At 58.8% G+C, this 25,108-nt stretch carries 25 protein-coding genes and 1 tRNA gene; 6 read left to right on the top strand and 20 right to left on the bottom strand.

The window, feature by feature from the left end; genetic code table 11:
• Positions 1–18: 18 nt before the first annotated feature.
• From AB4Y36_RS08305 to AB4Y36_RS08290, 4 genes are read right to left on the bottom strand one after another with little or no spacing between them, the layout of a single operon-like run.
• Complete coding sequence (locus tag AB4Y36_RS08305; RefSeq protein WP_368682717.1) at positions 19–3,099, bottom strand: type I restriction endonuclease subunit R; 3,081 nt, start codon at positions 3,097–3,099, stop codon at positions 19–21.
• Positions 3,096–4,154 carry an SIR2 family protein gene (locus AB4Y36_RS08300; RefSeq protein ID WP_368682716.1) on the bottom strand — a complete coding sequence of 353 codons (1,059 nt, stop codon included), beginning with the start codon at positions 4,152–4,154 and terminating at the stop codon, positions 3,096–3,098. The genes AB4Y36_RS08305 and AB4Y36_RS08300 overlap by 4 nt, the downstream gene beginning before the upstream one ends.
• The gene (locus AB4Y36_RS08295) at positions 4,151–5,428 is read right to left on the bottom strand and encodes a restriction endonuclease subunit S (RefSeq protein WP_368682715.1); all 1,278 of its coding nucleotides are present in this window, start codon (positions 5,426–5,428) and stop codon (positions 4,151–4,153) included. The genes AB4Y36_RS08300 and AB4Y36_RS08295 overlap by 4 nt, the downstream gene beginning before the upstream one ends.
• Positions 5,418–6,974: a type I restriction-modification system subunit M gene (locus AB4Y36_RS08290; RefSeq protein WP_368682714.1), complete on the bottom strand. Its 1,557-nt coding sequence runs from the start codon at positions 6,972–6,974 to the stop codon at positions 5,418–5,420. Before AB4Y36_RS08290 ends, AB4Y36_RS08295 begins: the two co-directional genes overlap by 11 nt.
• Positions 6,975–7,187: 213 nt before the next feature.
• Here AB4Y36_RS08290 and AB4Y36_RS08285 point away from each other — a divergent pair, with 213 nt between their 5' ends.
• Positions 7,188–7,598 carry a hypothetical protein gene (locus AB4Y36_RS08285; protein WP_368682713.1) on the top strand — a complete coding sequence of 137 codons (411 nt, stop codon included), beginning with the start codon at positions 7,188–7,190 and terminating at the stop codon, positions 7,596–7,598.
• Positions 7,599–7,663: 65 nt separating this feature from the next.
• Here AB4Y36_RS08285 and AB4Y36_RS08280 read toward each other — a convergent pair whose 3' ends face one another.
• Positions 7,664–8,278, bottom strand: coding sequence for a recombinase family protein (locus AB4Y36_RS08280; RefSeq protein ID WP_368682712.1), 615 nt, complete (start codon positions 8,276–8,278; stop codon positions 7,664–7,666).
• Between the two features lie 655 nt (positions 8,279–8,933).
• On the opposite strand from AB4Y36_RS08280, the gene AB4Y36_RS08275 reads away from it, so the two are divergent.
• Positions 8,934–9,416: a hypothetical protein gene (locus tag AB4Y36_RS08275; RefSeq protein WP_368682711.1), complete on the top strand. Its 483-nt coding sequence runs from the start codon at positions 8,934–8,936 to the stop codon at positions 9,414–9,416.
• Between the two features lie 63 nt (positions 9,417–9,479).
• Here the strand turns inward: AB4Y36_RS08275 and AB4Y36_RS08270 are convergent, their stop codons facing one another.
• The 12 genes from AB4Y36_RS08270 to AB4Y36_RS08215 form a co-directional block, all read right to left on the bottom strand.
• The gene (locus tag AB4Y36_RS08270; protein ID WP_368682710.1) at positions 9,480–9,833 is read right to left on the bottom strand and encodes a lytic transglycosylase domain-containing protein; all 354 of its coding nucleotides are present in this window, start codon (positions 9,831–9,833) and stop codon (positions 9,480–9,482) included.
• Between the two features lie 851 nt (positions 9,834–10,684).
• Complete coding sequence (locus AB4Y36_RS08265) at positions 10,685–12,817, bottom strand: VapE domain-containing protein (protein WP_368682709.1); 2,133 nt, start codon at positions 12,815–12,817, stop codon at positions 10,685–10,687.
• Between the two features lie 159 nt (positions 12,818–12,976).
• Complete coding sequence (locus tag AB4Y36_RS08260; RefSeq protein WP_368682708.1) at positions 12,977–13,510, bottom strand: hypothetical protein; 534 nt, start codon at positions 13,508–13,510, stop codon at positions 12,977–12,979.
• Between the two features lie 2 nt (positions 13,511–13,512).
• Positions 13,513–13,755 carry a helix-turn-helix transcriptional regulator gene (locus AB4Y36_RS08255; RefSeq protein WP_368682707.1) on the bottom strand — a complete coding sequence of 81 codons (243 nt, stop codon included), beginning with the start codon at positions 13,753–13,755 and terminating at the stop codon, positions 13,513–13,515.
• An 81-nt stretch (positions 13,756–13,836) separates the two neighbouring features.
• On the bottom strand, positions 13,837–14,535 hold the full coding sequence (locus tag AB4Y36_RS08250) for a hypothetical protein (RefSeq protein WP_368682706.1): 699 nt from the start codon (positions 14,533–14,535) through the stop codon (positions 13,837–13,839).
• Between the two features lie 4 nt (positions 14,536–14,539).
• Positions 14,540–15,751 (bottom strand): tyrosine-type recombinase/integrase, encoded by a 1,212-nt coding sequence (locus tag AB4Y36_RS08245; RefSeq protein WP_368682705.1) that lies wholly within the window; start codon positions 15,749–15,751, stop codon positions 14,540–14,542.
• 2 nt (positions 15,752–15,753) lie between these two features.
• Positions 15,754–16,194 carry an Arm DNA-binding domain-containing protein gene (locus AB4Y36_RS08240; RefSeq protein ID WP_368682704.1) on the bottom strand — a complete coding sequence of 147 codons (441 nt, stop codon included), beginning with the start codon at positions 16,192–16,194 and terminating at the stop codon, positions 15,754–15,756.
• 165 nt (positions 16,195–16,359) lie between these two features.
• Positions 16,360–16,435: transfer RNA gene (locus AB4Y36_RS08235), tRNA-Ala, on the bottom strand.
• Positions 16,436–16,502: 67 nt separating this feature from the next.
• Positions 16,503–16,850 (bottom strand): c-type cytochrome, encoded by a 348-nt coding sequence (locus tag AB4Y36_RS08230; protein WP_368682703.1) that lies wholly within the window; start codon positions 16,848–16,850, stop codon positions 16,503–16,505.
• Positions 16,850–17,632 (bottom strand): BON domain-containing protein, encoded by a 783-nt coding sequence (locus AB4Y36_RS08225; protein WP_368682702.1) that lies wholly within the window; start codon positions 17,630–17,632, stop codon positions 16,850–16,852. The genes AB4Y36_RS08230 and AB4Y36_RS08225 overlap by 1 nt, the downstream gene beginning before the upstream one ends.
• Positions 17,633–17,660: 28 nt before the next feature.
• Positions 17,661–18,248: a phosphoheptose isomerase gene (locus AB4Y36_RS08220; RefSeq protein WP_069265196.1), complete on the bottom strand. Its 588-nt coding sequence runs from the start codon at positions 18,246–18,248 to the stop codon at positions 17,661–17,663.
• 113 nt (positions 18,249–18,361) lie between these two features.
• The gene (locus AB4Y36_RS08215; protein ID WP_368618035.1) at positions 18,362–18,889 is read right to left on the bottom strand and encodes a YraN family protein; all 528 of its coding nucleotides are present in this window, start codon (positions 18,887–18,889) and stop codon (positions 18,362–18,364) included.
• On the opposite strand from AB4Y36_RS08215, the gene rsmI reads away from it, so the two are divergent.
• Entirely contained in the window at positions 18,888–19,790 is a 903-nt protein-coding gene (rsmI, locus tag AB4Y36_RS08210; RefSeq protein WP_368682701.1) for a 16S rRNA (cytidine(1402)-2'-O)-methyltransferase, read from the top strand. The two genes, AB4Y36_RS08215 and rsmI, sit on opposite strands and share 2 nt — an antisense overlap.
• A 155-nt stretch (positions 19,791–19,945) precedes the next feature.
• On the opposite strand, the gene AB4Y36_RS08205 is transcribed toward rsmI, so the two are convergent.
• Positions 19,946–20,545 carry a septal ring lytic transglycosylase RlpA family protein gene (locus AB4Y36_RS08205; RefSeq protein WP_069265199.1) on the bottom strand — a complete coding sequence of 200 codons (600 nt, stop codon included), beginning with the start codon at positions 20,543–20,545 and terminating at the stop codon, positions 19,946–19,948.
• Between the two features lie 769 nt (positions 20,546–21,314).
• On the opposite strand from AB4Y36_RS08205, the gene AB4Y36_RS08200 reads away from it, so the two are divergent.
• The 3 genes from AB4Y36_RS08200 (at position 21,315) to AB4Y36_RS08190 (ending at position 23,154) form a co-directional block, all read left to right on the top strand.
• Positions 21,315–21,959: an MBL fold metallo-hydrolase gene (locus AB4Y36_RS08200; RefSeq protein WP_368682700.1), complete on the top strand. Its 645-nt coding sequence runs from the start codon at positions 21,315–21,317 to the stop codon at positions 21,957–21,959.
• 14 nt (positions 21,960–21,973) lie between these two features.
• A complete protein-coding gene (locus tag AB4Y36_RS08195) occupies positions 21,974–22,606 on the top strand; it encodes an exonuclease (RefSeq protein ID WP_368682699.1) in 633 nt (210 codons plus the stop codon).
• A 77-nt stretch (positions 22,607–22,683) separates the two neighbouring features.
• Positions 22,684–23,154: an Lrp/AsnC family transcriptional regulator gene (locus AB4Y36_RS08190; protein ID WP_174479506.1), complete on the top strand. Its 471-nt coding sequence runs from the start codon at positions 22,684–22,686 to the stop codon at positions 23,152–23,154.
• A 42-nt stretch (positions 23,155–23,196) separates the two neighbouring features.
• Here the strand turns inward: AB4Y36_RS08190 and AB4Y36_RS08185 are convergent, their stop codons facing one another.
• Complete coding sequence (locus AB4Y36_RS08185; RefSeq protein WP_368682698.1) at positions 23,197–24,378, bottom strand: cation diffusion facilitator family transporter; 1,182 nt, start codon at positions 24,376–24,378, stop codon at positions 23,197–23,199.
• A 295-nt stretch (positions 24,379–24,673) separates the two neighbouring features.
• Positions 24,674–24,982, bottom strand: coding sequence for an H-NS family nucleoid-associated regulatory protein (locus AB4Y36_RS08180; protein ID WP_069265202.1), 309 nt, complete (start codon positions 24,980–24,982; stop codon positions 24,674–24,676).
• Positions 24,983–25,108: the final 126 nt, after the last annotated feature.

Below are 25,108 nucleotides of genomic sequence, written 5' to 3'. Positions count from 1 at the left end.
CTCGTGCCTTCGTGTCGTTTATGCCCATTCCGCACTCAACTTCTCGGCTTGCTGCAGTACTGTCTGCACGGCTTCCTCCTGCTGATCGGGCGGATACTTGTACTTCCGCAGAATCCGCTTCACCATCAGTCGCAGCTTCGCGCGCACACTCTCACGCTTCTCCCAGTCAACACTGACGCTCTTACGTAAGTTCTCCGTCAGATCATGGGCGATCATCTTCAGCGTCTCGTCACCGAGTAGCCGCACAGACGCTTCGTTGTTCGCGAGCGCATCGTAGAAGCGAAGCTCATCTTCATTCAGTCCTAGCCCCTCGCCCCTGTTCGCTGCCTCTCGAAACTTCTTTGCCATCTCAATTAGCTCCTCGATCACCTGTGCGGTCTCGATGGAGCGGTTCTGGTAGCGGGTGATCACACTAGCGAGCAGCTCCGAGAACTTCTTCTCCTGCACGACGTTGCTGCCGAAGCGACTCTTGATCTCCCCTTCGAGCAGACGCTCTAGCAGCTCGACGGCAAGGTTACGCTCAGGAAGATTCTGCACTTCGGCGAGGAAGCCATCGTCGAGAATGCCGATGTTCGGCTTGTCGAGGCCCACTGACTGGAAGATATCGACCACATCCTCCGACACGACTGCAGAGCCGATGATCTGCCGTATAGCCAGCTCTCGCTCCTCGTCTGTACGCTTCTTCTCGCTGATTTCCCGCTTCGTCAGCAAAACTTTCACAGCCTGAAAGAAGGCCACCTCCTCACGCACAGCCTTCGCCTCATCCAGAGTGCAGCACAGCGTGAACGCTTTGCTCATCTCCAGCGCAACATCAGCGAATCGCTTCTTGCCGTCCTTCTTTCCCAGGACAAAGTTGGCCGCACCGGCGAGCAGCTTGTGGCCGCCAGTCAGGAAGTCGGTATAGTCGAAGCCGTGGAGTATCCCTCTCAGGATGTCTAATTTCTCTTCGAGAACCGCGTAGGCCTCGTGAGCGTCTACGGTTGGTCGACCGCGACCATTGCTGGCCGTGTATTCTTTGAGCGCGAGCTTGAGGTCATTGGTAATACCGATGTAGTCGACCACTAGCCCGCCTTGCTTGTCCCTGAAGACGCGATTGACGCGTGCGATGGCCTGCATCAAGTTGTGGCCTTTCATCGGCTTGTCGACGTACAGCGTGTGCACGCACGGCGCATCAAAACCAGTAAGCCACATGTCGCGCACGATCACAAGCCGCAGTGGATCGGCTGGATCCTTGAAGCGCTTCTCTAGCCGCTTCTTAACCTGCTTCGGGTAGATATGCGAGCGCAGCAACGCCTTATCCGACGCAGACCCGGTCATGACGATCTTGATCTCCCCCTTCTCAGGATCGGGGTCGTGCCACTCAGGGCGCAGCTTCGCGATCTCGTCGTAGAGGTGAACGCAGATCTCGCGGCTCATCGCGACGATCATCGCCTTGCCGGGCATGGCCTTGTTACGCTCTTCGAAGTGTGCAACGAGGTCGGCTGCAATGCTCTTGACCCGGGGCTCTGCGCCCACGACCTTTTCGAGTGCAGCCCACCGCGTCTTCAGCCTCGATTGTTCGTCGGCCTCTTCATCCTCTGCCAGTTCATCGACTTCCTCATCGATCTCGAGCAGCGCCTCGTCCTTCAGCCCTAGCTTGGCAAGGCGCGACTCGTAGTAGATAGGAACCGTGGCCCCGTCATCGCGGGCCTGCTGCATGTCATAGACGTGGATGTAATCGCCGAAGACCGCGCGGGTATCACGATCCTCCTTCGAAACGGGAGTGCCCGTGAAAGCTACAAAGGTCGCGTTCGGCAATGCGTCGCGTAGGTGCTGCGCATAGCCAACCTGGTAGCCCTTCTCCTCGCCCTTGAACTTCGCAGAGAATCCGTACTGCGTGCGATGTGCTTCGTCCGCGATGACGACGATGTTGTGACGATCAGACAGTACAGGGAACGTATCCTCATCCTCGCCCGGCATGAACTTCTGGATTGTGGCGAAGACGATGCCGCCCGAGGGTCGATTTGCAAGCTTATCCCGCAAGTCCTGCCGGGTGGCAACTTGAACCGGCTCCTCACGAAGAAGGTCCTGCGAAAGCGAGAACACGCCGAATAGCTGGCCGTCGAGGTCGTTGCGATCGGTGATGACGACAATGGTGGGATTCCCCATCGCCTCCTCGCGCACGACTCGCGCAGCAAAGCAGGTCATCGTGATGCTCTTGCCGCTGCCTTGCGTGTGCCAGACAACGCCGCCCTTATGGCTCCCGTTTGGGCATGACGCTGCGATAACCTGCGCGATGGCCGCTCGTACCGCATGGAACTGATGGTAACCCGCGATTTTCTTCACTAGTCCGCCATCATCCTCGAATAGCACAAAGAAGCGAAGGTAGTCGAGCAGATAGGTCGGAGCGAGAACGCCGCGAATCAACGTTTCGAGTTCGTTAAACTGCCCCAGCGGGTCTAGCGCCGTGCCGTCGATGGTTCGCCAAGCCATGAACCGTTCAGAGTTGGCTGACAGAGAACCCATTCGTGCCTGGCTACCATCCGAAATCACAAGGATCTCGTTGTACTGGAATATGTCGGGGATCTGCTCTTTGTACGTCAGAATCTGGTCATACGCCTTCCAAATATCGGCGTTCTCATCGGCAGGGTTCTTCAGCTCCAGCAGCACCAGCGGCAAGCCATTCACGAACACTACGATGTCCGGGCGACGCGAGTGCTTTGGTCCTTTTATGCTGAACTGGTTGATTGCCAGCCACTCGTTGACAGAAGCATCGGCAAAGTCGATGAGCCTCACGTAGTCGCCACGAGTCTCGCCATCCTTCTGGTACTCGACTGGCACGCCGTTGACGAGCAGATTGTGAAAGTTGCGATTGGCCGATAGCAGGACCGGCATATCGAGATTGAGGACCTGGCGCAACGCGTCCTCGTGGGCCGCCAACGGCATCGAGGGGTTTAATCGAGCGATTGCGTCACGTAGTCGTTCGACGAGCACTACCTGTCGATAGTCGCTGCGCTCCGGAGAGTCTCCATCGGGTGCAATGTCTGGGCCATAGAAATGTTTGTAGCCAACGTCCCTCAGCCAGTCGAGTGCTTCCTGTTCAAGCTGGTCTTCAGTCATTGAGCGGCCCCGTTTGATAGTTTGGTCAACAAAGCTTCAATCGACTCATCATGCGTGCCTGCAGGGTACCAAATAGGGTAAATATGGCATCTCGCAAGCTCGCGTTGCCGTTCTAGCCGTTTTTCATTGGAATCTGGCTCAGCGAGGAACGCGTAATGCTTGGGCAGACGGTCATGCCCCTCTTCATTTACGTAATCACGAATCGCCGCAAGCGTTCGATCCACGGTCAGACTACACCCAAGGAAAAGTAGATTATGTGTATCACAAAATGATGCTATCGTTTTCTGAAGGGTTCGACCATTGGCGTAATGCTCTTCATACTCACTAAACGTGAGAATTCGTCCCCGCCCAGATGGAGCTTTTCCATGAAGCATAAGGAGGAAGTGCTCATCGTTCGCGAGCTTTCTCCTTATCTCCTGTGAATCACATCCAGAAAATGTTTCCACAAATTGATTGCCTGCGCTCGCAAAACTACGCGACAGCACATTGTCGAAATTCGTCGTAATTACGCTACCTTTGAATATATATGGCAGCAATTGGACAACTCCAGTCAATTCGCGCGTGCATCCAAAACTACTATCAACAGCCTCATTAAATGCGACATCCATCAGATCTGCGATACGCTGCGCAGCCTCTTCATACTTTCCTTCTTTGAGCAAATGCTCGAATTCTTCTTCAAGAATAGCCGTTTCTTTCCGCTGCCTTCTGAGAAACGTAGTCCAACCCGGATACCCGCTCGGCATCGAAAATCCCGCGCCTACAAACGGGACTACAGCACCCGTGTCATATGCTTCGGATAAGCGCCTGAAACGATCGCGTTGATCGTAGCGGTCGAGTATCTCGTCTGCCATTTGAAGCAAATCATCAGTTCGCTCCTCAAGCCAATTAGCAAATAGCTGATCGAAGACCTCATTTGTACCGTCTCTAGCGCCCGCCAACTCAACAATATCACTTGGTGACCAGTATCGCTCGCGGATATAAACCAGCCCATTCTTGACATAGAGATTCTCAGCCTCACCAAGTTCTTCTTTGAATTTTTGGTGCAGATGCTTCATTGGGGAGATTCCTCGCTCACCCGCGACGATTTGGACACTTCAATACGGCCGGAAATCAGACGCGGAAGCAGCGCATCGCGAATCTCCGCCAAGCTTTCAGAGTGCGCCGCATTTGCTCTCATGCGTTCATGCAACGTCATTGCGATAGCTTCGTATTTCTCGACACAGGCGCGGTTCGGGACAAGCTGCTTGAGGCCGTGCACATGATTGCGGTTAAGCGTTGGAACCGCCGATCCCGCATTGAACGAATGCAGATCTATGGTCTTTAATAATTCGTACGCGTAACACGGCGTCGCGCCACGAAAGTCTTTAATCCACAGCGTCGTGTTTAAAGGCCAAAAATCATCAATCTCAAAATACACGCGTCCCAAGACACCCGAGCGGCCCGTTACGACGCCTGGCCCTTTCACCATCGGGCTAACGTGAGTGCCCGCTGGACCGCTAGCAGCTATGATTGGGTATGCCCCCGGTACTCGATTAGCATTAGGCAAATCGAAGCCTCTTTGGAGAACGAGTAGATCCTCCAACCTGCCAACCTCCCACCCGATCGGTACCAGCCCCAACTCCGTCTCTACGAATCCGCCCGGAAACAGCGCAGCCGTCTCCGCATCGATGCCTACCGGGTCACGGCCTTCGGCCTTTGCACGAACCGGGTCGAAATCGACGAACCAAGACTTGAATAGTGCTTCAGCAATCGTTTCGAGTGTGGCATTGGTCTCACGAAGCAGGGCGATACGGTCATCCAGTGCTGCGACAATATGGCCGATAGCTCGCTGCGTTTGAATGTCCGGAAGTAAGACAACCAACTCGCGCTGCGCTGTCAGGCTCACATAGTCAGCCATATCGGTCTCACCCTTGCGAGCGGCAAGTTGTTCCCGAAACTCTTGGCTACGAAGATAGGCGAACAGATAAGACCTATCTATGCGGTCGCTGTCTCGCACTCGCCAGAATGTCGTCTGTGGCGAGCAAACGAATGGGGGGGCGTTCAATGGTGCAATTGCGACTTTCCCAACTGTGCCCTTGTGAGACAACAGCACGTCTCCGGGGCACCCGATACCTTTTCTAATTCGCGCAACTGCGACCTCGTTAATTTTCTCGGCGGTGTCGAACAGCACGCGCCCTGAATCCATATCAGCCGCCCGTATAAACGCCATTCCCCTGCTGCCGAATTCATCGGAGCGCGGACGATATTCGCCATGATTGCCGTCCTCGACGAGCAGAGCACCTTCAGATTGGAGTTGCGCGACCTTAGCGCGTTGCCATTCAGATGACATAACCTAGGCCCTCAAGCTTCTGTCGAATGAGCGCGTCCAGTTCCGCGCCCTTAGCCAATTGCTCACCGAGCTTCTCAGTAAGCTTTTGCATCTTCTCGGCGAAGGCCTCGTCATCGTCTTCAACCGCTTCCGCGCCGACATAGCGGCCCGGCGTCAACACGTGCCCATGCTCAGCGATTTCGGACAAGCTTGCACTACGGCAGAACCCCGGCACGTCGACATACGGCGTATTTGCCTGTGCGTCCCCGCGCCACGCATATACAGTCTCGGCGATCTTGGCGATGTGGTCATCACCCAGTTCGATCTGCACCCTGCTGACAGACTGTCCAAGCTTACGAGCGTCGATGAATAGCACTTCGCCTTTTCGAGTCGTCTTCTTCTTCGTGAGGAACCAGAGGCAAGCGGGAATTTGCGTATTGAAAAACAACTGCCCGGGCAACGAGATCATGCACTCAACCACATCGGCCTCGACCATTGCTGCTCGAATTTCGCCTTCGCCGTTCTGGCTCGAACTCATCGAGCCATTCGCGAGAACGATTCCAGCGCGGCCATCGGGCTTCAAGTGATAAAGCATATGCTGCAACCACCCGTAGTTCGCATTTCCCTGTGGCGGTGTACCGTAGACCCAGCGAGGATCGCCTTCCAGGCTGCCGTGCCACCAGTCCGACACGTTGAACGGCGGGTTAGCCAGTACGAAGTCGGCGCGCAGGTCGGGATGTTGGTTGCGGGTGAAACTATCCCCCGGCTCCTTGCCGAAGTCGAAATCGATCCCGCGAATCGCGAGATTCATAGCTGCGAGGCGCCACGTGGTCGGATTCGATTCCTGCCCATAGATTGACACGTCACCCAACTTGCCGCCGTGCGCCTCGATGAACTTCTCCGACTGCACGAACATGCCACCAGAGCCACAGCATGGGTCATAAACCTTGCCGTGATGGGGAGCGAGGACAGCAACGAGCGTCTTAACAATGCTGGCAGGCGTGTAGAACTGGCCGCCCTTCTTGCCCTCTGCACTTGCGAACTGGCCGAGGAAGTACTCGTACACCTGCCCGAGGATGTCGCGGGCGATATTGACGTCGTTGCCAAAGCCGATCTTCGAGATCAAGTCGACGAGTTCGCCGAGCTTGCCGTCAGGTAGTTGCGCACGAGCGTAGCGTTTGTCGAGGATGCCTTTGAGCTTCGGGTTCTCGGCTTCAATGGCCGCCAAAGCCTCATCGATGCGCTTACCGATATCGGCCTGCTTGGCTTGTGCTCGAAGGCTCTCCCATCGGGCGGCCTCGGGCACCCAAAACGCATTGACCTCCTTGTAGTAATCGCGGTCCTCCAGCTCGTCGGCAATCATGGCCTCGTCGCTGTCGGGCAGGAAGTAGTCGTCGCTCGGGTCGAGGAATCGGGCAGTCAGCTCTTCGCGCCGAGCCTGAAAGGTATCTGAAATATACTTGACAAAGATGAGCCCGAGCACAATGTGCTTGTACTCGGCGGCGTCCATATTCGCGCGCAGCTTGTCGGCTGCGGCCCACAGCGTTTTTCTGATGTCTTCGATCATTGTGGCTCTGTCGTTTCATTGTGCATTGGCGCGCACATTATGCCGCTTACCGCCGACTGGCGGCGAAGAAACGGGGACACCGAACGGCCCCCAACGCGAACAGGACTTCCCGACCCATACAAGATGAGGTTGACTGACGTACTCTGAATATGCGCCTGCCGAATGGTAGGGGCGAAATCCGGTTTCCCGCAACGTGATTGAACGAGGTGAAAAATGGCCAGTGTCGCAGGAGATTTTGGAGAAATTTATCAGAGGTTCATCGACGTACTCGGTCGGATAGCAGATACAGCGACCGGCAATTCAACGATCGATGAAACGCTTAAAGGTCAGGTACGTGATCAGCTTAATGCCGTGCTGCAGGAAGCTATGTCTCCAGCTGCAGTCGTTGCCGTGCGCAATGCGGCCTGCCAGCTGGATCCCACAAGCCGAAATCTGCTCGCCCAGGAACTCGAATTCTTTTGCGATCGTTACGCCGGGCAAGTGTATGGTGCCGCGAAAGAAATCGACGATGGAGAGACCGGAAAAGACAGTATTCTCGACCTCCTGGATGACTGGCTCCCAGACTGGCTGAAGAAACTGTTGAAGATTCTCGATCAGATACTATCGCTAATACGCCCCTCGTGATAACAAGCAAGGTTCAAGTTCGGGCTTCGATCTTGCAGCTGCTGCACGTTACGCCGCTTTCCTATCTAGCTCGCCTGTTGCGCGCCCTGTGTGGCGACCCGATGCACCGTCGCCACCCCGCAGCCCACCTTCTTTGCGATCCTCGCCATTGATACACCCTGTGCAAGCAGCGTGCGTATCTCCTCCTTACGTGGAGTTGCGATGCTTGGCCTGCCGAGTCGCTTCCCTTGTGCCCTCGCACGATCCAGGCCAGCACACACTCGGCTGATGATCATCGACCGTTCGAACTCTGCGAAGACTCCGCACATCTGGAAGAGCGCCTTCCCGCTTGGTGTAGTTGTGTCGACGCCCTGCTGGTGTAGATACAGGCCGACGCCCTTCGCTTCTATGTCGCCAAGGAAGGTAACGAGGTGCTGCAATGAGCGCCCCAGGCGGTCCACCGACCAAGCTGCGATAATGTCGAACTCCTTCCTCATCGCATCCTTCAGCAGCCGGTCGAACTCCGGTCGTTTGTCTCTGCCCTTCGCGCCGCTGATGCCGTGGTCGACGTATTCGCCCGCGATGCTCCATCCGTTCCTTAGTGCGACGGCACGTAGCTCAGCAAGTTGATTCTCAGTCGTCTGGCTGTCTGTTGATACACGGGCGTACAGGGCGACGCGCGGTTGCGGTTTGATATTCATAGCCCTACTCCTCTGCATTCCTTATGAACTCTCTCACACTTCCAGGATAGGACACTGCCATTCCGTTTACAACTGATTTCGGAGCGCGTCGAATTTCGCCCTGCGTGCCCCATGGCATCGTGTGCTATCGCAGAGGGGATTTCGGAATGGGTGCAGGCCCCGGACTGCAGCGCCGTCGCGCGCTGAGGCGTTCGCCCGGCATGACGCCAGCTATCCGCCTGCGCTACCTGGCCAAACCGCCCCTGTTGACCCGACGCAGTGTGGATCATTGAATCACTTTCATCTTGTGTCGGCGCAACACGTTCCATTAGAAAGCGTTTTTGCCGGCCAAGGGGGTAGGGAGGGGAAAAAAGAGATGGTCGGTGGTCGGTTTAAGCCGTGTCTAATACAGCAACAACCGGCGCGAATTTAAATCTTGATCGAGATTTTCTGTGGGCGCGGCTCGCCACGGTTTATCGCAATGTTACAGTCGTGCCCATGAATAGCCCTTATAGAACGCTCGAATCAAACGCCAGCCCATCTGGCGAGTGACCATACGATTCTCTTTCGGATCGAAGTGTTCGCAAGCTAACACCGGTCAGTGCGCGGATGTTGACCGCTCACGTGCCCCACAAATACCATAAGACTCGAAATTAATTAACCGATCGGAGAAACCATGCGGAAGTGGATCTGGGCACCTGGCCGAGCTGTCAAGAGTGTGCTTGCGAGAGGTATTGCCATCTTTCTCGGGAGTCTTGCTGGTTCCAGCGTCGCCCTTGCTTATACCGACGCCGATAAGCATGCGGTCATCCAGGCGGCACTGATCTCCAAGATGAACGAATTGAACAGCAGTACTCCAGTCATGATCGACAAAATTACGAGACTGGATAATGTCAACGGCCTCGGTTGGCAGCTCACCTACACCTATACAATCGTCGGAAGTAAGGCGAGCGAAATCGACAAAGCTGCCATAAACACGAATCTTCGTCCCTATCTGGCCAACGAACTCTGCACCAGTGAGGCGATGAAGGTGTTTTTCGACAACGGCGTACCTATCACCTATGTCTATCGTGATGACGCCGGAGCCGAGATCGGAAAATTCAGGTACACCGCCGCCGACTGTCGTCGCCGAGTCGCCAGTTCAAAGCCGGCGAGCTAGCCGAAACAAACCTGAAAGCAAAAAAGAAGCCTGCGTCAGCCGGGGCAGAGCCCCAGCGTTCCATCAGTCGTTCGAAGCCATCATCTGCGTCGCTTCAATCTTCTCCACCTGCTTCTGGATAAGCTTGGCGTAGCGCCGTCGCTCCTTGGGTGATTCGCTGTGATAGGCGCCGATCGCCGTTGTTGTGTTCCCGTGTTTCACCATCTTCTGCTTGAGCAGGAACGCGCCCGCATAGATGCTCTTGCACTCATCCATCAGATCTCGGCGATGGATGCCGTACTTGTTCAACTCTTTCAAATTCACCGAGTTGATCTGCATCATTCCGTAATCGACAGTGCCGTTTTTGTTTCGATGGACTGCCTTCGGGTTGTTGTTGCTCTCATGGGCAGCGATGCCTCGGAGAACCAGGGGATTCACGTGCTGATATGCAACTCGGCCAGGAAACTTAGTGTTGCATGCAACTCGTAGATCCACGGTCGCCCATAACGATGCCAATATTTAGTCACACAGGCAGTATATTTCGCGGGCATTTCGACATATGGTGATTGGCTCGGACGCCTTTCGCTGCGGGCATCTCCGCCGCTTTTTTGCACTTTGCTTGAGCGGTTATTTTCAGGTTCTTAGGCTGCCGCGCTAGCACTTAATATTCACGTTACGAGGTGGCCCGAGTTTCGAACACAGACCGAGGACGTCGCCAGTGCAAGCCTCGACGCAGCCCTGTGGAGTTTCCCGGCGCCTTCATCACTGAAAGGAATCACCGAGCTACATGCGGCGGAAGGGTTGTTTAGGCATCCCGTCACTGCGTCGTAATGGTACCCAGTGGTACTGATGTTGAAGCCGCGCAATTGGTAGGTTTCCCTCCAGTTGTAGCACAAGTGAGGGGGGGACCGGGGTATCCCCAGACGAGCAGGCGCACGCCCCGGGCTCGGCGGGGGCGGTCACCAGCCGACGAGGCGGTCTTGCAGGTTGCCGTGAGGACATAGGCAGGCCGCCGCTACGCTACACGCTACACATCCGCGACAGGTGGGGGTGTAACGCTTGAAACCTTTCTGGACCAAGGCTTCCGGGGGAACGCTACACCACTACGTCTGCTTCAGACTGAACTACTCTCCATATATACGCACTCCGTATTTCTCTATACCTCTCTTCCTCCTACAACTTTTTTTAGAAAAGAGGTGTAGTGGTGTAGTAGCGAGCCAGAAGCCTTATCCAGCAGGGATTCCGTCGTTACACGTGCCGGTGTAGCAGTGGCGTAGCAGGTGCAGCGGTTACCCCGACGCATCCGTTTGTCGTAGCCACCGCCGTTCCTGCTTGCCAGCGTAGTTACGATTCAGATTGCTGAAGCCCATCAGACGTAGTTCCCCGCATACCTCCTTGCGCGTTTGTGCGTTGACTTCCATCACCTCTTTTCCTGCCATGAGTTCCAGAAGCGTTTCCAGCTTGAACGGACCGTATTTTTCATAGAGATCTAGGACCAACGGCTTCATGAAATCATACAATTCGGAATGCTTCAGATAGCCTTGATGTACCTCACGGGATAGTTGCTCCGCCTCACGATATAGGACACCTGATCGACGATACAGTTGTACTGCCTCCGCCCATAGTTGTGGTACGTCTTCGCGCAGCAGCGCAAGATCGATCTGCTTCGCATCTATAGGAAACCAACGCCGGTTACCCGTTGTGTCCTTCAAGAACTCCCGTTCGTTTCCGGTAGCAATGAAAACCGTGCGACGCGGTGCGCGGTGTGGCAGTTCCTTGTACTTCGGCACCCATTCATCTTCCGTGGCGGAGATGAAATCCTTGATTGCTTCCTGATCGCGAGTGCCGAAGCCGCGCAACTCAGGTAGCTCACACACCAACTTCCCCTGCATTTTGCGGCAGATGTCGGCATCCCTGGTATCCAGCGCGATCTTCCCGGCTGCCAGAACGCCATCTATTGTCGGTGCGAGTGCCTGCACAAGGGATGTCTTGCCGATACCCTGGTCCCCCAGCAATACAATCACTCCGTCGGCTTTGATGCCCGGACTGCACGCACGTCCTGCGAGCGCGGTCCACAGGTACCTTGAAGCAGCAACGGCATAGGGATCGTTCTGGGCTCCGCAGTAGGTCGCAAAGAAGGTATCAACGCGAGACACCCCGTCCCATTCAGGCACCTCATTTTTTATCCACTCTTCAAGCGAGTCAAAATCATCGTCCTTTGCCCGCCGCTCAACGCAATCACGCAACAACTGTTTGTCCGGCGTCTTGAACCCCATGCGCTCCAGTTCCTCCTGCATCTTGTTATAGTCGGTCTCTACTAAGGGGCAACTCATGCCGTCAGACTTCCGAACCAGAACGACGCGGCTCATGAACCTGTCGTAGCGGATTGCAGTTGGCTGTGATCGCAGCGCGAGCATGATGTTTGTCACGTTCGGGATGATCTTGTTCTTCCTCGTGCCGTCTCGCTCAAATGTTGACGTGGGGGACACCCCCTGCCCCCCTATACTTGTGCTCTGCGCGGGCACACGCATTGATACAGCCGCCCCCGTGTACGCCATAGCTCTTACCTTGGCAATGTCCCTTAGCAGATCTTCACCTATGAGATCTTTGCGTGTAGGGTCACCATGATGCCGCAGAGGGCTGTGCTCAATGACCGAAGCAATCTCCTCATCAGGCCATCCCTTCTCGATAAATGCCCGGTACACAGCCGCTCTGGCCTCACTAGGTGACGCGTAATCACACCCTTCGGTCCAGCCCCCATGCAGTAGCCCGATCACCGCATCGTCTAACTCGACATCTGGCGAGCTAGACCGGTCAGGCTTCGATACATCAACATTTTCCCTATGCCGCTCCAGGTTTAGTAGTAGTTCAAAAAGATCATCCGGCATCCCTGCAATTTCAACGGTTGCATCCTTCCATCGATAAGAGCCATGAGCCGTTGTGGACGGTGCAACGACAATGATTGCATTGCCCGTGATGATATCGAGACCAGAGCTTTCTGGATGTGGCCCGAGCTTCGCATTCGTGTGCTTACGCAGTTTTCCTCGCTGGTCTGGCTTTAGCTCGAATACCTTGTGCCACGCACCCGACTGGGATCGCTGCGTAAGTGTGCCCCGCACCGCCGGGAAGCGCTGCGCAAACCATGCAAGCGTTGCTCGCCCTTGCTTCCCGTCCTTGAAGTCGAAATCAAGCGTCACATACTGTTCCCCCATGAGCCACCCGATGTTGTCCTCTGGATTGACCTCCCAATGTGCGGCAGCCAACTCGCACGTTGTTATAGGGCGACGCTGCCACCCCTCCCCTGTCGGATGCGTGGGGTTATACGGTCGCTTCATGTCTGGACGAACAGCAACGATGCTTCTTCCCCAGCCGACATATGTAGTGGCCGCACTCGCTTTCGTTAGAAGTGAATTTGTATCCATCCCAAACTTCCTATGCCGCATTCATGTACTTAGGTATCCTGTATATATAATACGGATATGACCCGGTGACAGGATGCAAATGGTCTCCCGGCGCACGCCTAATTGCTTTAGGAGCGACGAGACTTGCGCTTCTTCTTGTCCTCTATGAGACGACGAAACTCAGGGTTCCGGCGACAACTGCAGGATTGCAGTCTCTCTCAACTCTTTCTTTGCTGGCTCTCGCAGGCTTTCAATTTGAGCCTTCAGATTATCGACTGTCTCATCAATCTCACGCTCGGTGGCAAGTTGTACGGTGATAGTGATTGCACTGCCATCGCAGGAGCGACCGTAATTGCACAACGCAATCTTGATGTTGGCGGCAAGAGGATAGGTGCCGATCGCCTTGCCGCGAAACGGGTTATAGATGCGGAACGTCTGTCCGCCCTCCGAAATTGCTTCGGGCGGTAAATAGTCCGCCAGCGTTTCCCGTGCTAAAGCGATGCGCCAGCAGCGATGCTCACCGGAAGTGGTCCTCCGTACAGTGAAGCGAAATTCGCGATGACGCTTTGAGTACCTATACGCAGCCTCACGAACCCGACGAACGTGTGCAACCGGAACGGCGAAGCTGTCACCCTCTTGCATTGCGCCGAAAGGATACGTCTGCCTCAGCGGGGGGCATGGAATACGCGAAGTGACGTTGATCGGCCTCGTCATGATCACACCTCCTTTGCCGACAGTTTCGACTCACGGCGCGTAGCCGCAATGCGCGCTTCGAGCCAGTGGTCGATATCGGCTACAGTCCAGCCGACGGCTCTGGAACCGAGCTGGATCGGCGGAGGAAATGTTCCCTGTTGAATGCGCGCGTAGATGGTGCTGCGGGAAAGCCCCGTCAGCGTTTCGACTTGGGACCGGCGAAGGATGCGCTTCCGTTCAAGCGCTTCTTGTACTGCGACAGCCATGTTGGCCTCCTTTTGGATCCTCCGAGCCATCCTCGGAGTACATGGCTATCAAAATACTGTCACGTACTCGCGCGTAGCCGGCTAGCGCGAATCTTTTTTTGCCTTGGTTCTGCTCACTCGATCCTTGATCGCGGAGATCTTTGTTTTCTTGATCTGCCCGTCATCGGCATACCATTCAATATTGGATTCAGTGACCGTCTCGATAACGCCGTTGCACTGTTCCCTCTTAATTTCCCGTACCACCTGCACCGCACTCCATTGTGGATGCCGTTCGAGAATCTCTTCGATCAAACGCGTCAGCGCGTCCTTCTTGCGCCGGGGCTTGGAAGCGATCGATTGCTGGCGCAGCCTGAAACCGTCCTTGTACACTTCAGACATCTGTAGCGTTTCGGCGAGCGACTCAATATGCCAGAGGTAAAGGGCATAGTTATGGCAAGCTTCGATCGACGCGACTCCCCGCGCGGCTACGCTGTCAGACACCCGCCTGAAGAGAATTGCAGTTTCAATTACTGCCACCGCTGCCATTGAGGGAAGGTAGTCGCTCGCGAACCGTGGATCGATATCGTCATCAGACATGCCCGCCGGATAATCCGCGTTGGGGTATAGATGCTTCGCGAACATGACTGCTTTGGCGAACTCGTGCTCGCCCTCCTGCAGCGCGCGCAGATCGACCTGATACTGCTCGCCCCCAATCTCAATACCAGAATCGGCAAGAAACTGAGTCGCCACGGCCACTAAGGACTCGACCCGCTTGAGGTCATCTCGGAGCGCCGGATGCATGAGATTACGCCTCCTGGCGAAGGCTGCGAACCGCCACGCCTCGCTTCAAGCCGTCGAGGTAGTCAGCCCACTGCTGCATCATCTCTCGTCGCTCCTTGAGAAATTTTGTACGGTTGTAGGCCGTTCCCAAAGGATCCGGAACCTTGTGCGCAAGCTGATGCTCGATCACTTCCGGTTTGAAATGAAGCTCTTCATGCAGGATCGTGCGGGCCATCGCGCGAAACCCGTGGCCTGTAATTTCAGTTTTAGTGTCGTACCCCATACGCCGCAAAGCCGCGTTGATCGCCGCTTCGCTCATCGGCTTGCGTGGATCCCGGCCCGGAAACACGTAACGTCGTTGTCCGGTCAGCGCTTGCAGCTCCCTAAGAATCGCCACGGCTTGTGTTGAGAGTGGAACGAGGTGCTCGGTCTTCGTCTTGGTCACAAAATAGCGCCACTCTGCTTTTTCGAGATCGAATCCAGCCCATTCCGCCTTGCGCAATTCGCCGGGCCGCACGAATAACAGAGGAGACAACTGCAACGCGCACTTCACGACGAACGTGCCAAGAAAGCCGTCGATCGCACGCAGCAACTCCGCCACTTTTCCGGGATCGGTGATTGACGCGAAATTCTCGTGCCTGACAGGCGGCAGAGCTCCTTTCAGGTCAGCAGTGGGATCACGCATGGCCCGGCCCGTAGCCACGGCGTAGCGGAACACCTGTCCGCAGTTCTGCATTGCTCGATGGGCTGTATCCCTTGCACCCCGCTCTTCGATCCGCCGAATCACCGCCAACACCTCAGGGGCAGTAATCTCACCGATCGGTCGCTTGCCGAGCCAAGGGAAGATATCTTTTTCTAGGCGTTGAATAACCTTGTCAGCATGGCTCGCAGCCCAACCCTGCTCCTGCCCAGCAAACCACTCGCGGGCAACGACTTCAAACGAATTGGCTGCCGCTTCCTGTGTCGCGGCCTTTGTAGCCTTTTTCCGCGCGCTAGGGTCGATTCCGTGCGCCACGAGCGTGCGCGCCTCATCCCGACGCTCGCGCGCATCCTTCAAACTGATATCCGGATAGACGCCAAGCGACATCCGCTTCTCCTTGCCCCCAAAACGGTATTTGAAGCGCCACCACTTGCCCCCAGTGGCGGAAACCTCCAGATACATGCCGCGCTCGTCAAACAGGCGGTAGAGCTTGCCGGTCGCCTTGGCATTGCGAACGGCCACATCAGTCAGTGCCATGGTTACTCCTTCGGAAGCACCTCGCGCGTTGCGATCAGAAAAGCGCGAAGCCGGGCGGTCTCCGATGGATTCAGGTTCATGCGACGCGAGCCGAGCTGGATCGACAGCGCACCATCGCTGTCCACGGAAAAGCGCATTTCCGCCTCCAGCCTGGTGGCTTCGTGGTGTTGGATGGCGCGCTCTTCCTTCCGCACTTCGCTCGGATCGACTCCCTCAGCGAGAAGGGCTCGGGCTCTGTCTCGCAGGCCCCGCGCTGCCGTGAGTGAGACTGCCGGATAGACGCCGAACGACAGGCTTTTCTCCTTGCCGTCGAATCGGTACTTGAGCCGCCAGTATTTGCCCCGGTCGGGCGTGACGAGCAGGTATAGGCCACCGCCGTCGAACAGCTTCCTCGGCTTTTCGGCGGAGTTGGCTTGCCTGATGGTGGAATCGGTCAGCGCCATTTCGGGAATACTGCTCTGGCTGGATGAGCAGTAGCCCCAAAAATTCTCCCCTTTTCGGGCAGGATGTCAATGGATTGCGCTGGACAGTGCCGGAAACAAAAAACCCCACGAGCCTTGCTGGCTGCGGGGTTTGCGGACTTTCCTGGATTGCTCTGGAACTGTTTTTGGTGGAGCGGAGGAGGATCGAACTCCCGACCTTCGCATTGCGAACGCGACGCTCTCCCAGCTGAGCTACCGCCCCAACGAATCACCGATTCTACACACACAAAATCCGTTTTGCCAAGCGTCAAATTTGACCCCAAGCAAAACTACTTCGAAGGCGCCCCAGCGAGCACCCAGGTCACGACAGAATGGACATCGGCGGCGCTCATCCCCGGGTGCGAGGGCATAGGAATAGCTCCCCAAACCCCAGCCCCACCATCCCGCACCTTCTTCTCCAGCTTGGCCTGGGCCGCGGCATCGCCCTTGTACTTCGTGGCGACATCCTTAAACGACGGCCCCACAAGCTTGCGATCCACCGCATGGCACCCCATGCAAGCATTCGCCTGAGCCACCTTCAACCCATCGGGCACAGCAGCAAAAGCCGGCGAAGCGAGACCAAAACCAGCTACAGCAAGCACCACGCCAGCAACAACCCCACCAACCAAACGCAGCATCACAAAGCCCCCGTATTCCCCGGCTTCGTAGCCGACGAATTAGTCACAGGCGCGGGCGCCTGGTGCTCAATAGGCTGCGACGTCACGCCCGAATCAGGCACTGCCCCCACCGTCGGCGCATCGGCAGCAGGAGCCGCCGCCGGCGCACTGGTCGCAGCCGCCGTCGCCACCGTCGCCTGTTGCGGGTCGATGTACTGGTAGCACTTCACCACCTGCGCCACGCCCATCACCCCGGCCGTCGCGTTGGCGGCGATATTGCCTTCCTGCGGCGTAACAAGGCCCATCAGATAGATCGTGCCGCGCTCGCTCACCACCTTGAAGTTGTTCGCGGAGATGTCCTTATAGGCAATCAGCTCTCCCTTCACGCGTCCTTCGAGGTACGAGTCGTTCGCGCGCGAAGAGAACGAGCTGGCCGGCTGCACCGCCAGCTCGTTGACGATCGATGCAACGTTCGTCACGGCTCGCACAATGCTCTCGGCCTTCTGCTTCGAGGCGTCGTCGGGCACTTCACCCGTGATCAGCACGCGCTGGTTGAACACCGCCACGTTCACGTGCGCCGTGTCGGGCAGTTGCTTGCCGAGATCGGCCAGCGCCTTCACCTGGATCTCGCGGTCTTCCGTTTGCGATCCCACCGTGCGCCGGTCGGTTGCCACCAGCGCCGTGCCGCCCGCCGCGCCCGCCAGCGCCAGGAAGCAGCCCTGCAGGCTTGCGCAGAGCGAGGCTGCGAAGCCGATCGTCAGCGTGGTCCGTGCCAGCGCGCGCGTCATGCCGTATCTGCTCATCAACTTCCCCTCTCTTCGTCTTACGGTGTCAGTCTTCGCCCAGCAGCATCGCGTCGATGCCGTCGCACAGGCAGTGAATAGTTAACAGATGCACTTCCTGAACACGCGCCGTCCGGTCACTCGGCACGCACAGCTGAATGTCGGTATCGGCGAGCACGCTGTTCACGTCGCCGCCGCCCTTGCCGGTCAGCGCGATCACGACCATTTCGCGTTCGTGCGCTTCCTGAATGGCGGCCAGCACGTTCACGGAGTTGCCCGAGGTCGTGATAGCGAGCAGCACGTCGCCGGGCTGGCCAAGCGCACGCACCTGCTTCGCGAATACCTGCTCGTACGCGTAATCGTTGGCAACCGCGGTGAGCACCGAGGCGTCGGTGGTCAGCGCGAGCGCGGGCAGGCCCGGGCGTTCGCGCTCGAACCGGCCGATCAGTTCGGCGGCGAGTTGCTGGGCGGTGGCGGCGGATCCGCCATTGCCACACGCGAGAATCTTGTTGCTGTTCGCGAGCGCGGCGAACATCGTATCGACCGCGGCGGCTATCGGGACCGCCAGGGTTTCCATGGCCGCGAGCGTAGTGGCTGCGCTATCGCGGAAGTGCTGTTGAATGCGTTCGACGGACATCGACTCTCTAATCTGTACTGCGGGTATCGCAAAATTTCCGCGCGGTGCGGCGTGCCGCAAGTTTAGCGCACTCGAGGGCGTTCATTTTCACCCTTCTTTCTATTGCGTAAGTTTTAGCTCTCGTGCGCTTCCGGTTGAAAAGCGTCGCGCAGCCAGACGAGCCGGCCGCTCTCGAACGCGATCACGTCGAAGCGGCACGCGGGCGGCGTTCGCGCTTGCGTGGCCGCTTTCCCGTTCGCATCGGCGGCGCGCCACGTCGCGAGAAAGTAGCGCGCCGCGCGCAGTACGCGCTGCTGTTTGCGCCATCCCACGCTCGCCGCCGCCCCGCCGAATGCCGGCCGCGCGCGGGCGCGCACTTCCACGAAAACCAGCGTGCCGTCGCGCTCACGCATCACGAGATCGAGTTCGCCGCCGCGGCAATTCACGTTGCGCGCGACCAGCTCCAGGCGCTCGCGACGCAAAAACGCCAGTGCGTGCGCCTCGAAACGCGCGCCCGTCGCGCGGCGTTGGGCATTCGACTGCGCCCGCGCGCAAAAGTTGTCGACGCGTGCACTTTCGTTCGCGCCGCTTCCCTCGGGTGCGCTCGCGCCCGCGTGGCACAATGTCGGCCTCTTTTCCTGCTTTCGCGCGTTGCGTGTCATGACGTCCCTCTCGTCCCCCTTCGAACTCGCACAGGCCCAGCAGTATCCGGCCGCCACGCTGTACGTCGTGGCCACGCCCATCGGCAATGTCGCCGACATCACGCTGCGCGCCCTGCACGTGCTCGGCCTCGTCGATCGCATCGCCGCCGAAGACACGCGCAACACCGGCCAGCTCCTCGCGCGCTACGGTATTTCGAAGCCGCTCGTCGCCGTGCACGAGCACAACGAGCGCGAGGCCGCGCAGCGCGTGATCGAATTTCTGCGCGCCGGCGAGCGCGTGGCCTGCGTTTCGGACGCGGGCACGCCCGGCATTTCCGATCCGGGCGCGAAACTCGTGGACGCCGTGCGCGCCGCCGGCCTGAACGTCATGCCGCTACCTGGCGCGAGCGCACTCGCAACGGCGCTTTCCGCTGCCGGCGACTGGGTCTCGACCTTCACGTTCCTCGGTTTTCTGCCGCCCAAGCCCAAGCAGCGTGCAGCCGCATTGCAGCCGCTCGCCTCGCATACGCACGCGATGGTGTTCTACGAAGCCCCGCATCGCATCGTCGAAACCGTGCAGTCGCTCGCCGATGCGTTCGGTCCCGCGCGCCGCATCCTCATCGCCCGCGAATTGACGAAGCTACACGAGTCGCTCTGGAGCGGCACCCTGGCCGAAGCGCCAACGTGGCTCGCAGCGGATGCGAACCGTCAGCGCGGCGAGTTCGTGCTGGTGGTGGAAGGTGCGAGCGAGCAGGCGGAAGGCGAAGCCGATCACGACGCGCTCTTGCGCGTGCTGCTTCAGGAAGTACCGGTAAAGGGCGCGGCGAAGATCGCGGCGGCGCTCACGGGCGCGTCGCGCAATGCGCTCTACGCGCGGGCGCTGGAATTGAAGGGTGAAGGCGGGGAAGAAGCGGGCGACTGAGCCGCCAGCCAACTACAGTCAAAAGCACCAGCCAGAAAAACCGAAGGGCCGCCTGAGTCAATCAAGCGGCCCTTCGCGTATGCATTCGACTCTGCCAGGCGGGTCAGCCTCGGGCGCGTCGCGGCGCACTCAGCGCCACGCCCAAACGAGATCGCTTAGTGATCGATGTTCGAGTTCGCGGCAAGCATATCCGCTTGCGCGGCCTTCGCTTCCTGGCGCGTGAGGCCTTCGATGTCCACCTTCGCCGTACCCGCGTGCTGCACGCCAAGGAGCTTGGCGGCGGCATACGAGAGGTCGAGCACACGGCCACGTGCGTACGGGCCACGGTCGTTGATCTTCACCACCACCCACTTCGACGTGCCGGGCACGCTCACGCGCACATACGAGCCGAGCGGCAGCGTGCGGTGCGCAGCCGTGAGCGCCTTCATGTTGAAGCGCTCGCCGCTTGCGGTGCGGCGGCCGTGGAACGCGCGGCCGTACCACGAGGCGCGGCCGGTCTGGTGGAACGAGTGGACGTCCGGGCCGTTCTCGTCGATCGCCTCGGCGTTCGCGAGCGAGTTGTCCTTCGCGGTGCCCGATGCGGGCAGCGCAGCGAGCGCGGAGCCGTAGCCCTGCGGCGCAGTGAAAGCCGCGTCCTTCGTGCGAAGGGCGTCGCTGGATGCCTGGTCCTGCTGGGCAGGCGGCACCGCGCAACCGGCCAGAATGGACACGGCTGCGAGACTCCCGAGTCGTCGTCGAGTCAGTCTAAGGTTCATAACATTGCCATCACGTTCTCGAAGCCTGTCCCGCGCCATGTGTGCGCGTTGTCGGAAAGGCTTCGGCGGTCGCGGGCAAAGCTTCGCCATCGCTCGCCTGGAATGAAAAAGGCGAACGCGTGCCAATGCCCGGATGCAGCCCTAATAAGCCGCTAACCGCTAGTTATCTTTCACGTCTGGCGCAACCTGTCCCCGGCAGCCTGACCAGACCCCACATGCCGCCATCGAACGATGAAGCTCGTTCAGGCGCGCCGGAAACTCTCGGCGCACAGGAACGGCGGCGTAGGCCCCACCCAGCGTCACGGCATGTAGGCCGTTGCAGGCGCGTGGCACCTGGCTGGGCAAGACGTGCGGCGTCGAACGGATCGACACCTGATTTGCTATCTTGTAAGGCAGCCTGTTTCGGCCCGCCTAGAACGACAGCACTGCTTGACGGCGATGTATGCGACCTCTTTTTTTTACGAAGGTCACACCGCCCTTTGAAAGCACGAATTCCGTGCGTGATGGGTCGCATTATACCCAAAAGTTATTCCTGTCACGCCGGTGCCTCACAAATCTCCATGATTTTTCACTATTGATGTAACAAAGCCGTTCGCCTTGCGCCGCCGCATCCCTTGTCAGACAAGGGACTGAGGCTGTCGCGAGCGGCGTCGGCGGCGCTTCCTGCACCCCGGTACAATCGATCCTTTGGCTGGGGCCTTCGGCACGCGACGTCGATTTCGACGCGTCGCTGTACCCGCCCCGCAAGACCCGAACCCACGATCCCCGCATGAAAGTCACGCTGATTCCCGTCACGCCGTTCCAGCAAAACTGCTCGCTGCTCGTCGACGAAACGACGAACCGCGCCGCCGTCGTCGATCCGGGCGGCGACCTCGAACGCATCGAGGCCGAGATCGAACGTCAGGGCGTGCAGCTGGAAAAGGTGCTGCTCACCCATGGCCACCTCGACCACTGCGCCGGCGCGAAGGCGCTCGCCACGACGTTCGGCGTGCCGATCGAAGGCCCGCAGGAAGACGAGCGCTTCTGGATCGACCAGTTGCCGCAGCAGAGCGTGCGCTTCGGCTTCGGTCACGCCGAGGCGTTCGAGCCCACGCGCTGGCTTCAAGACGGCGACACGGTGCGCTTCGGCGGCGAGGAACTCGAGGTCTATCACTGCCCCGGGCACACGCCGGGTCACGTGATCTTCTTCAGCCGCAAGCACCGGGTCGCCACGGTCGGCGACGTGCTGTTCGCGGGTTCGATCGGCCGCACGGACTTTCCGCGCGGCAATCATGCGGACCTGATCCGTTCGATCCGCGAAAAGCTCTGGCCGCTGGGCGACGACGTCACGTTCGTGCCGGGCCATGGCCCCGTTTCGACATTCGGCGAGGAGCGCCGCTCCAACCCCTACGTCGCAGATGGCGTACCTGGATGAGAGTGAAAAGTAAGATGAATCAAGCCGCAATTGAGGAGATTTACGTCAGCACTGACGTCGAGGCCGATGGTCCCATTCCCGGCCCGCATTCGATGCTGAGTTTCGCTTCGGCGGCGTACACCGCCGACAAGCGTTTGATCGCCACGTTCTCGGCCAATCTCGAGATGCTCGAAGGCGCGGCGCCGCATCCGGTGCAGGCCGCCTGGTGGGAGACGCAGCCCGAGGCCTGGGCCGCATGCCGCAAGGATCTGCAAGACCCGGCGGCGGCGCTCGTGGCCTACGTCGAATGGGTGGAGGCGCTGCCCGGCAAGCCCGTGTTCGTGGCGATGCCGGCGGGCTTCGATTTCACCTTCATGTTCTGGTACATGATGCGTTTTGCCGGGCGTTGCCCGTTCTCGTGGTCGGCGCTCGACATCAAGACGCTCGCCTTCGCGATGACGGGCTTGCCGTACCGCAAGTGCATCAAGCCGCGCTTTCCGAAGCACTGGTTCGACGATCACCCGCACACGCATGTCGCGCTCGACGACGCGATCGAGCAAGGCGCCCTCTTCTGCAACATGCTGGCCGACCTGCGCGCACAGCAAGCCACGCTCGCCGCTGATGGGGACGACTCAGGACAAAACGCCGCGAGCACTCCGGCAAATTAGGTAATCTCCCTCATCATCTGCGCTTCGCATTGCGTTCTGTTCTCCTGGCCTCTAACATTCAGGAATACAGCGACGCAATGGAGGCGCAGTTGACACTCGATACGTTCTCTCAGAAGATCCTGCGCCTGCTGCAGCTCGACGCGCGCCGCTCGGTCCAGGAAATCTCCGACCAGGTGGGGCTCTCCAGCACCCCTTGCTGGCGCCGTATCAAGGACATGGAACAGTCGGGCGTGATCCAGCGCTACACGGCGCTGCTCGATCGCGAAAAGCTTGGCCTGCACGTCTGCGCGCTCGCGCATATCCATCTCACGCGCCACACCGAAGGCGGCGTCGAAGCCTTCGAACGCGAGATCGCCACCTGCCCCGAAGTCACCGAGTGTTACAGCACCACGGGCGAGTCGGACTACATCCTCAAGATCGTCGCGCCCGACATCAAGGCCTACGACGCCTTCCTGCACGAACGCATCTTCCGCATTCCCGCGGTGGCGCAGGTGCGCACGAGCGTCGTGCTGCGGGAAATCAAGTTCGATACGCAATTGCCGCTGTGAAGCCGCGACGGCGCGGCAGCTTCTCCGCCGCGCCAAGCGCATTCAATGCGACTCGCGCGATTTGCCGTGCGCGGCCAGTGCGCCATGCGCATCGAGCGGCTGCATCACGACGAGCTTGCTCGCGCCGAGGCGCGCGCGCAGCGCTTCCAGATCCATGGCGGCCACGCGCCGCGCGTCGTCCGCCGCGGCCAGCACCACCTGAATCTCCAGCCCCGTGCTCAGGTAGTGCAGCGTGATGCCTTCGACATGCACGTCATGCTCCGACAGCTCGCTTCGCAGGCGCCTGGCCACGTCGTCGCGCGCGGGCAGGTTGGCCACGGAGCGCACGTGCATGTCGTCTTCGGGATCGACGTGAATCAGTGCATCTAGTACGCGTGCATCGGTGAGCAGGCGAGCGCGCGCCGTCTCCGCGATGTAGTGCCCTTCCGAAACCGAAATCAGCGGATCGACGAGGATGTGCGCATCCACTAGCGCGAGGTCGCCGGTCTTGCGTGTGCGCATCTCGTGCACGTCGAGCACGCCCGGCGTGCCCATCAGCAGCGCGCGCAGGTCCGCGGCGGCGGCTTCGTCGAGCGCGCGGTCGGAGAGGTCCTGCAGCGCATCCCAGCCGAACACCCAGCCCATGCGCGCGACCATGAAGCCGACGATGGCCGCCGCGATCGGATCGAGCAGCCGCACGCCCGCGAGGCTGCCCACAATGCCGATCGCCACGACCAGCGACGAAGCCGCGTCCGAGCGCGCATGCCAGGCATTGGCGATCAGCATGGCCGAGCGCACGCGCTGCGCCTCGCGCAGCATGTAGCGAAAGAGCCCTTCCTTGGAAACCAGCACGAGGAGCGCCACGACCAGCGCGCTCACGTGCAGCGCCGGAATATCGCCGAGATTCATGATGCGCGTGCCGGCGCGCACCAGCATGCCGACGCCCACCGCAATCAATAATGCGCCAAGGAATAACGACGCGACCGTCTCATAACGGCTGTGGCCGTAGTTATGATCGGCGTCCGGCTTGGCGCCGCTATGCCGGTTGGCCAGCAGCACGACGAAGTCGGAAACGATATCGGCGAGTGAATGCACGCCATCGGCAATCAGCGCCTGCGAATGCGCAAACACACCGATGACGATTTGCAGCACCACCAGAACAGAATTGACGCCAACGCTGACCCACGTCGTACGGCGTGCGACCTCGTGTTTATCTGAGAACGGGGGGGCGGCGGAAGAAGTCATGCGCGGCGAGAGAGCAAATTAGGGAATAACCGCGATTGTAGCGACTACATGCGACGATTTTATGGATAGCCCTAAAAATCTCTTTTAAATCAGATGCCTACAATACCAGGAAGCATTCTCATTCAAGCCGTGGATGCGGTTCGAACCAAACCGCACATGGTGCAGAAAATCAAAAAGCCGCGCGTCCCCGGACTGCGCGGCTTCTTGTTTTCGAGAATCAGGAGATACCTCGCCCGACTCCGCTCCTGCTTTCACTCATGTGCAGCGCGTTCAAACGCGCCGCTGACAAGTTGATTTACTTCTGGATCAGAAAACGATCGCGGTCTTGACCGGCGATCCAGCGCGGCGGCTTGCCACGGCCCGACCACGTGCTGCCGCTGTCGGGATCGCGGTATTTCGGCGCAACGCTCGCACGCGAACGGCTGGCTGCCTTCGCGGCTTTGGCGCTGGCGCGGCCGCCACCGAGCTCTGCCAGGGTAATGCCGTAGTCGGCCATTTTCTGCTTGATTTCATCGAGGACCTCGGCATATTCGCGAGCCTTCGCCTCTTCAATCTGCTTTTCCAGCTTCTCTCGCTGAGCGAGAAGTTCCTTGTAGGAAGACATAGGTGCCCTTGTGGTTTGATCTTAATGGCTACTGATCTCGCGTCAGTATGCCGATTGATAGATGCGTGCCTCGGAAATCGGTGGCGAGATTAACACAGATTTGAATGCCGGGTTGCGTGTAAGCAA

It is taken from the genome of Paraburkholderia sp. BR10936 (assembly GCF_040965735.1).
Classification (GTDB): Bacteria; Pseudomonadota; Gammaproteobacteria; order Burkholderiales; family Burkholderiaceae; genus Paraburkholderia; species Paraburkholderia nodosa_A.
The sequence above is the reverse complement of the archived record's forward strand: the minus strand, read 5'-3'. Positions and strand labels throughout refer to the sequence as shown.

What these genes read in the sequence shown, in the direction of transcription:
- AB4Y36_RS08305 (WP_368682717.1), bottom strand. Translation starts at nt 3,099, where the DNA reads ATGACTGAAGACCAGCTTGAACAGGAAGCACTCGACTGGCTGAGGGAC.
- AB4Y36_RS08300 (WP_368682716.1), bottom strand. Translation starts at nt 4,154, where the DNA reads ATGAAGCATCTGCACCAAAAATTCAAAGAAGAACTTGGTGAGGCTGAG.
- AB4Y36_RS08295 (WP_368682715.1), bottom strand. Translation starts at nt 5,428, where the DNA reads ATGTCATCTGAATGGCAACGCGCTAAGGTCGCGCAACTCCAATCTGAA.
- AB4Y36_RS08290 (WP_368682714.1), bottom strand. Translation starts at nt 6,974, where the DNA reads ATGATCGAAGACATCAGAAAAACGCTGTGGGCCGCAGCCGACAAGCTG.
- AB4Y36_RS08285 (WP_368682713.1), top strand. Translation starts at nt 7,188, where the DNA reads ATGGCCAGTGTCGCAGGAGATTTTGGAGAAATTTATCAGAGGTTCATC.
- AB4Y36_RS08280 (WP_368682712.1), bottom strand. Translation starts at nt 8,278, where the DNA reads ATGAATATCAAACCGCAACCGCGCGTCGCCCTGTACGCCCGTGTATCA.
- AB4Y36_RS08275 (WP_368682711.1), top strand. Translation starts at nt 8,934, where the DNA reads ATGCGGAAGTGGATCTGGGCACCTGGCCGAGCTGTCAAGAGTGTGCTT.
- AB4Y36_RS08265 (WP_368682709.1), bottom strand. Translation starts at nt 12,817, where the DNA reads ATGGATACAAATTCACTTCTAACGAAAGCGAGTGCGGCCACTACATAT.
- AB4Y36_RS08260 (WP_368682708.1), bottom strand. Translation starts at nt 13,510, where the DNA reads ATGACGAGGCCGATCAACGTCACTTCGCGTATTCCATGCCCCCCGCTG.
- AB4Y36_RS08255 (WP_368682707.1), bottom strand. Translation starts at nt 13,755, where the DNA reads ATGGCTGTCGCAGTACAAGAAGCGCTTGAACGGAAGCGCATCCTTCGC.
- AB4Y36_RS08250 (WP_368682706.1), bottom strand. Translation starts at nt 14,535, where the DNA reads ATGCATCCGGCGCTCCGAGATGACCTCAAGCGGGTCGAGTCCTTAGTG.
- AB4Y36_RS08245 (WP_368682705.1), bottom strand. Translation starts at nt 15,751, where the DNA reads ATGGCACTGACTGATGTGGCCGTTCGCAATGCCAAGGCGACCGGCAAG.
- AB4Y36_RS08240 (WP_368682704.1), bottom strand. Translation starts at nt 16,194, where the DNA reads ATGGCGCTGACCGATTCCACCATCAGGCAAGCCAACTCCGCCGAAAAG.
- AB4Y36_RS08230 (WP_368682703.1), bottom strand. Translation starts at nt 16,850, where the DNA reads ATGCTGCGTTTGGTTGGTGGGGTTGTTGCTGGCGTGGTGCTTGCTGTA.
- AB4Y36_RS08225 (WP_368682702.1), bottom strand. Translation starts at nt 17,632, where the DNA reads ATGAGCAGATACGGCATGACGCGCGCGCTGGCACGGACCACGCTGACG.
- AB4Y36_RS08220 (WP_069265196.1), bottom strand. Translation starts at nt 18,248, where the DNA reads ATGTCCGTCGAACGCATTCAACAGCACTTCCGCGATAGCGCAGCCACT.
- rsmI (WP_368682701.1), top strand. Translation starts at nt 18,888, where the DNA reads ATGACGTCCCTCTCGTCCCCCTTCGAACTCGCACAGGCCCAGCAGTAT.
- AB4Y36_RS08215 (WP_368618035.1), bottom strand. Translation starts at nt 18,889, where the DNA reads ATGACACGCAACGCGCGAAAGCAGGAAAAGAGGCCGACATTGTGCCAC.
- AB4Y36_RS08205 (WP_069265199.1), bottom strand. Translation starts at nt 20,545, where the DNA reads ATGAACCTTAGACTGACTCGACGACGACTCGGGAGTCTCGCAGCCGTG.
- AB4Y36_RS08200 (WP_368682700.1), top strand. Translation starts at nt 21,315, where the DNA reads ATGAAAGTCACGCTGATTCCCGTCACGCCGTTCCAGCAAAACTGCTCG.
- AB4Y36_RS08195 (WP_368682699.1), top strand. Translation starts at nt 21,974, where the DNA reads ATGAATCAAGCCGCAATTGAGGAGATTTACGTCAGCACTGACGTCGAG.
- AB4Y36_RS08190 (WP_174479506.1), top strand. Translation starts at nt 22,684, where the DNA reads ATGGAGGCGCAGTTGACACTCGATACGTTCTCTCAGAAGATCCTGCGC.
- AB4Y36_RS08185 (WP_368682698.1), bottom strand. Translation starts at nt 24,378, where the DNA reads ATGACTTCTTCCGCCGCCCCCCCGTTCTCAGATAAACACGAGGTCGCA.
- AB4Y36_RS08180 (WP_069265202.1), bottom strand. Translation starts at nt 24,982, where the DNA reads ATGTCTTCCTACAAGGAACTTCTCGCTCAGCGAGAGAAGCTGGAAAAG.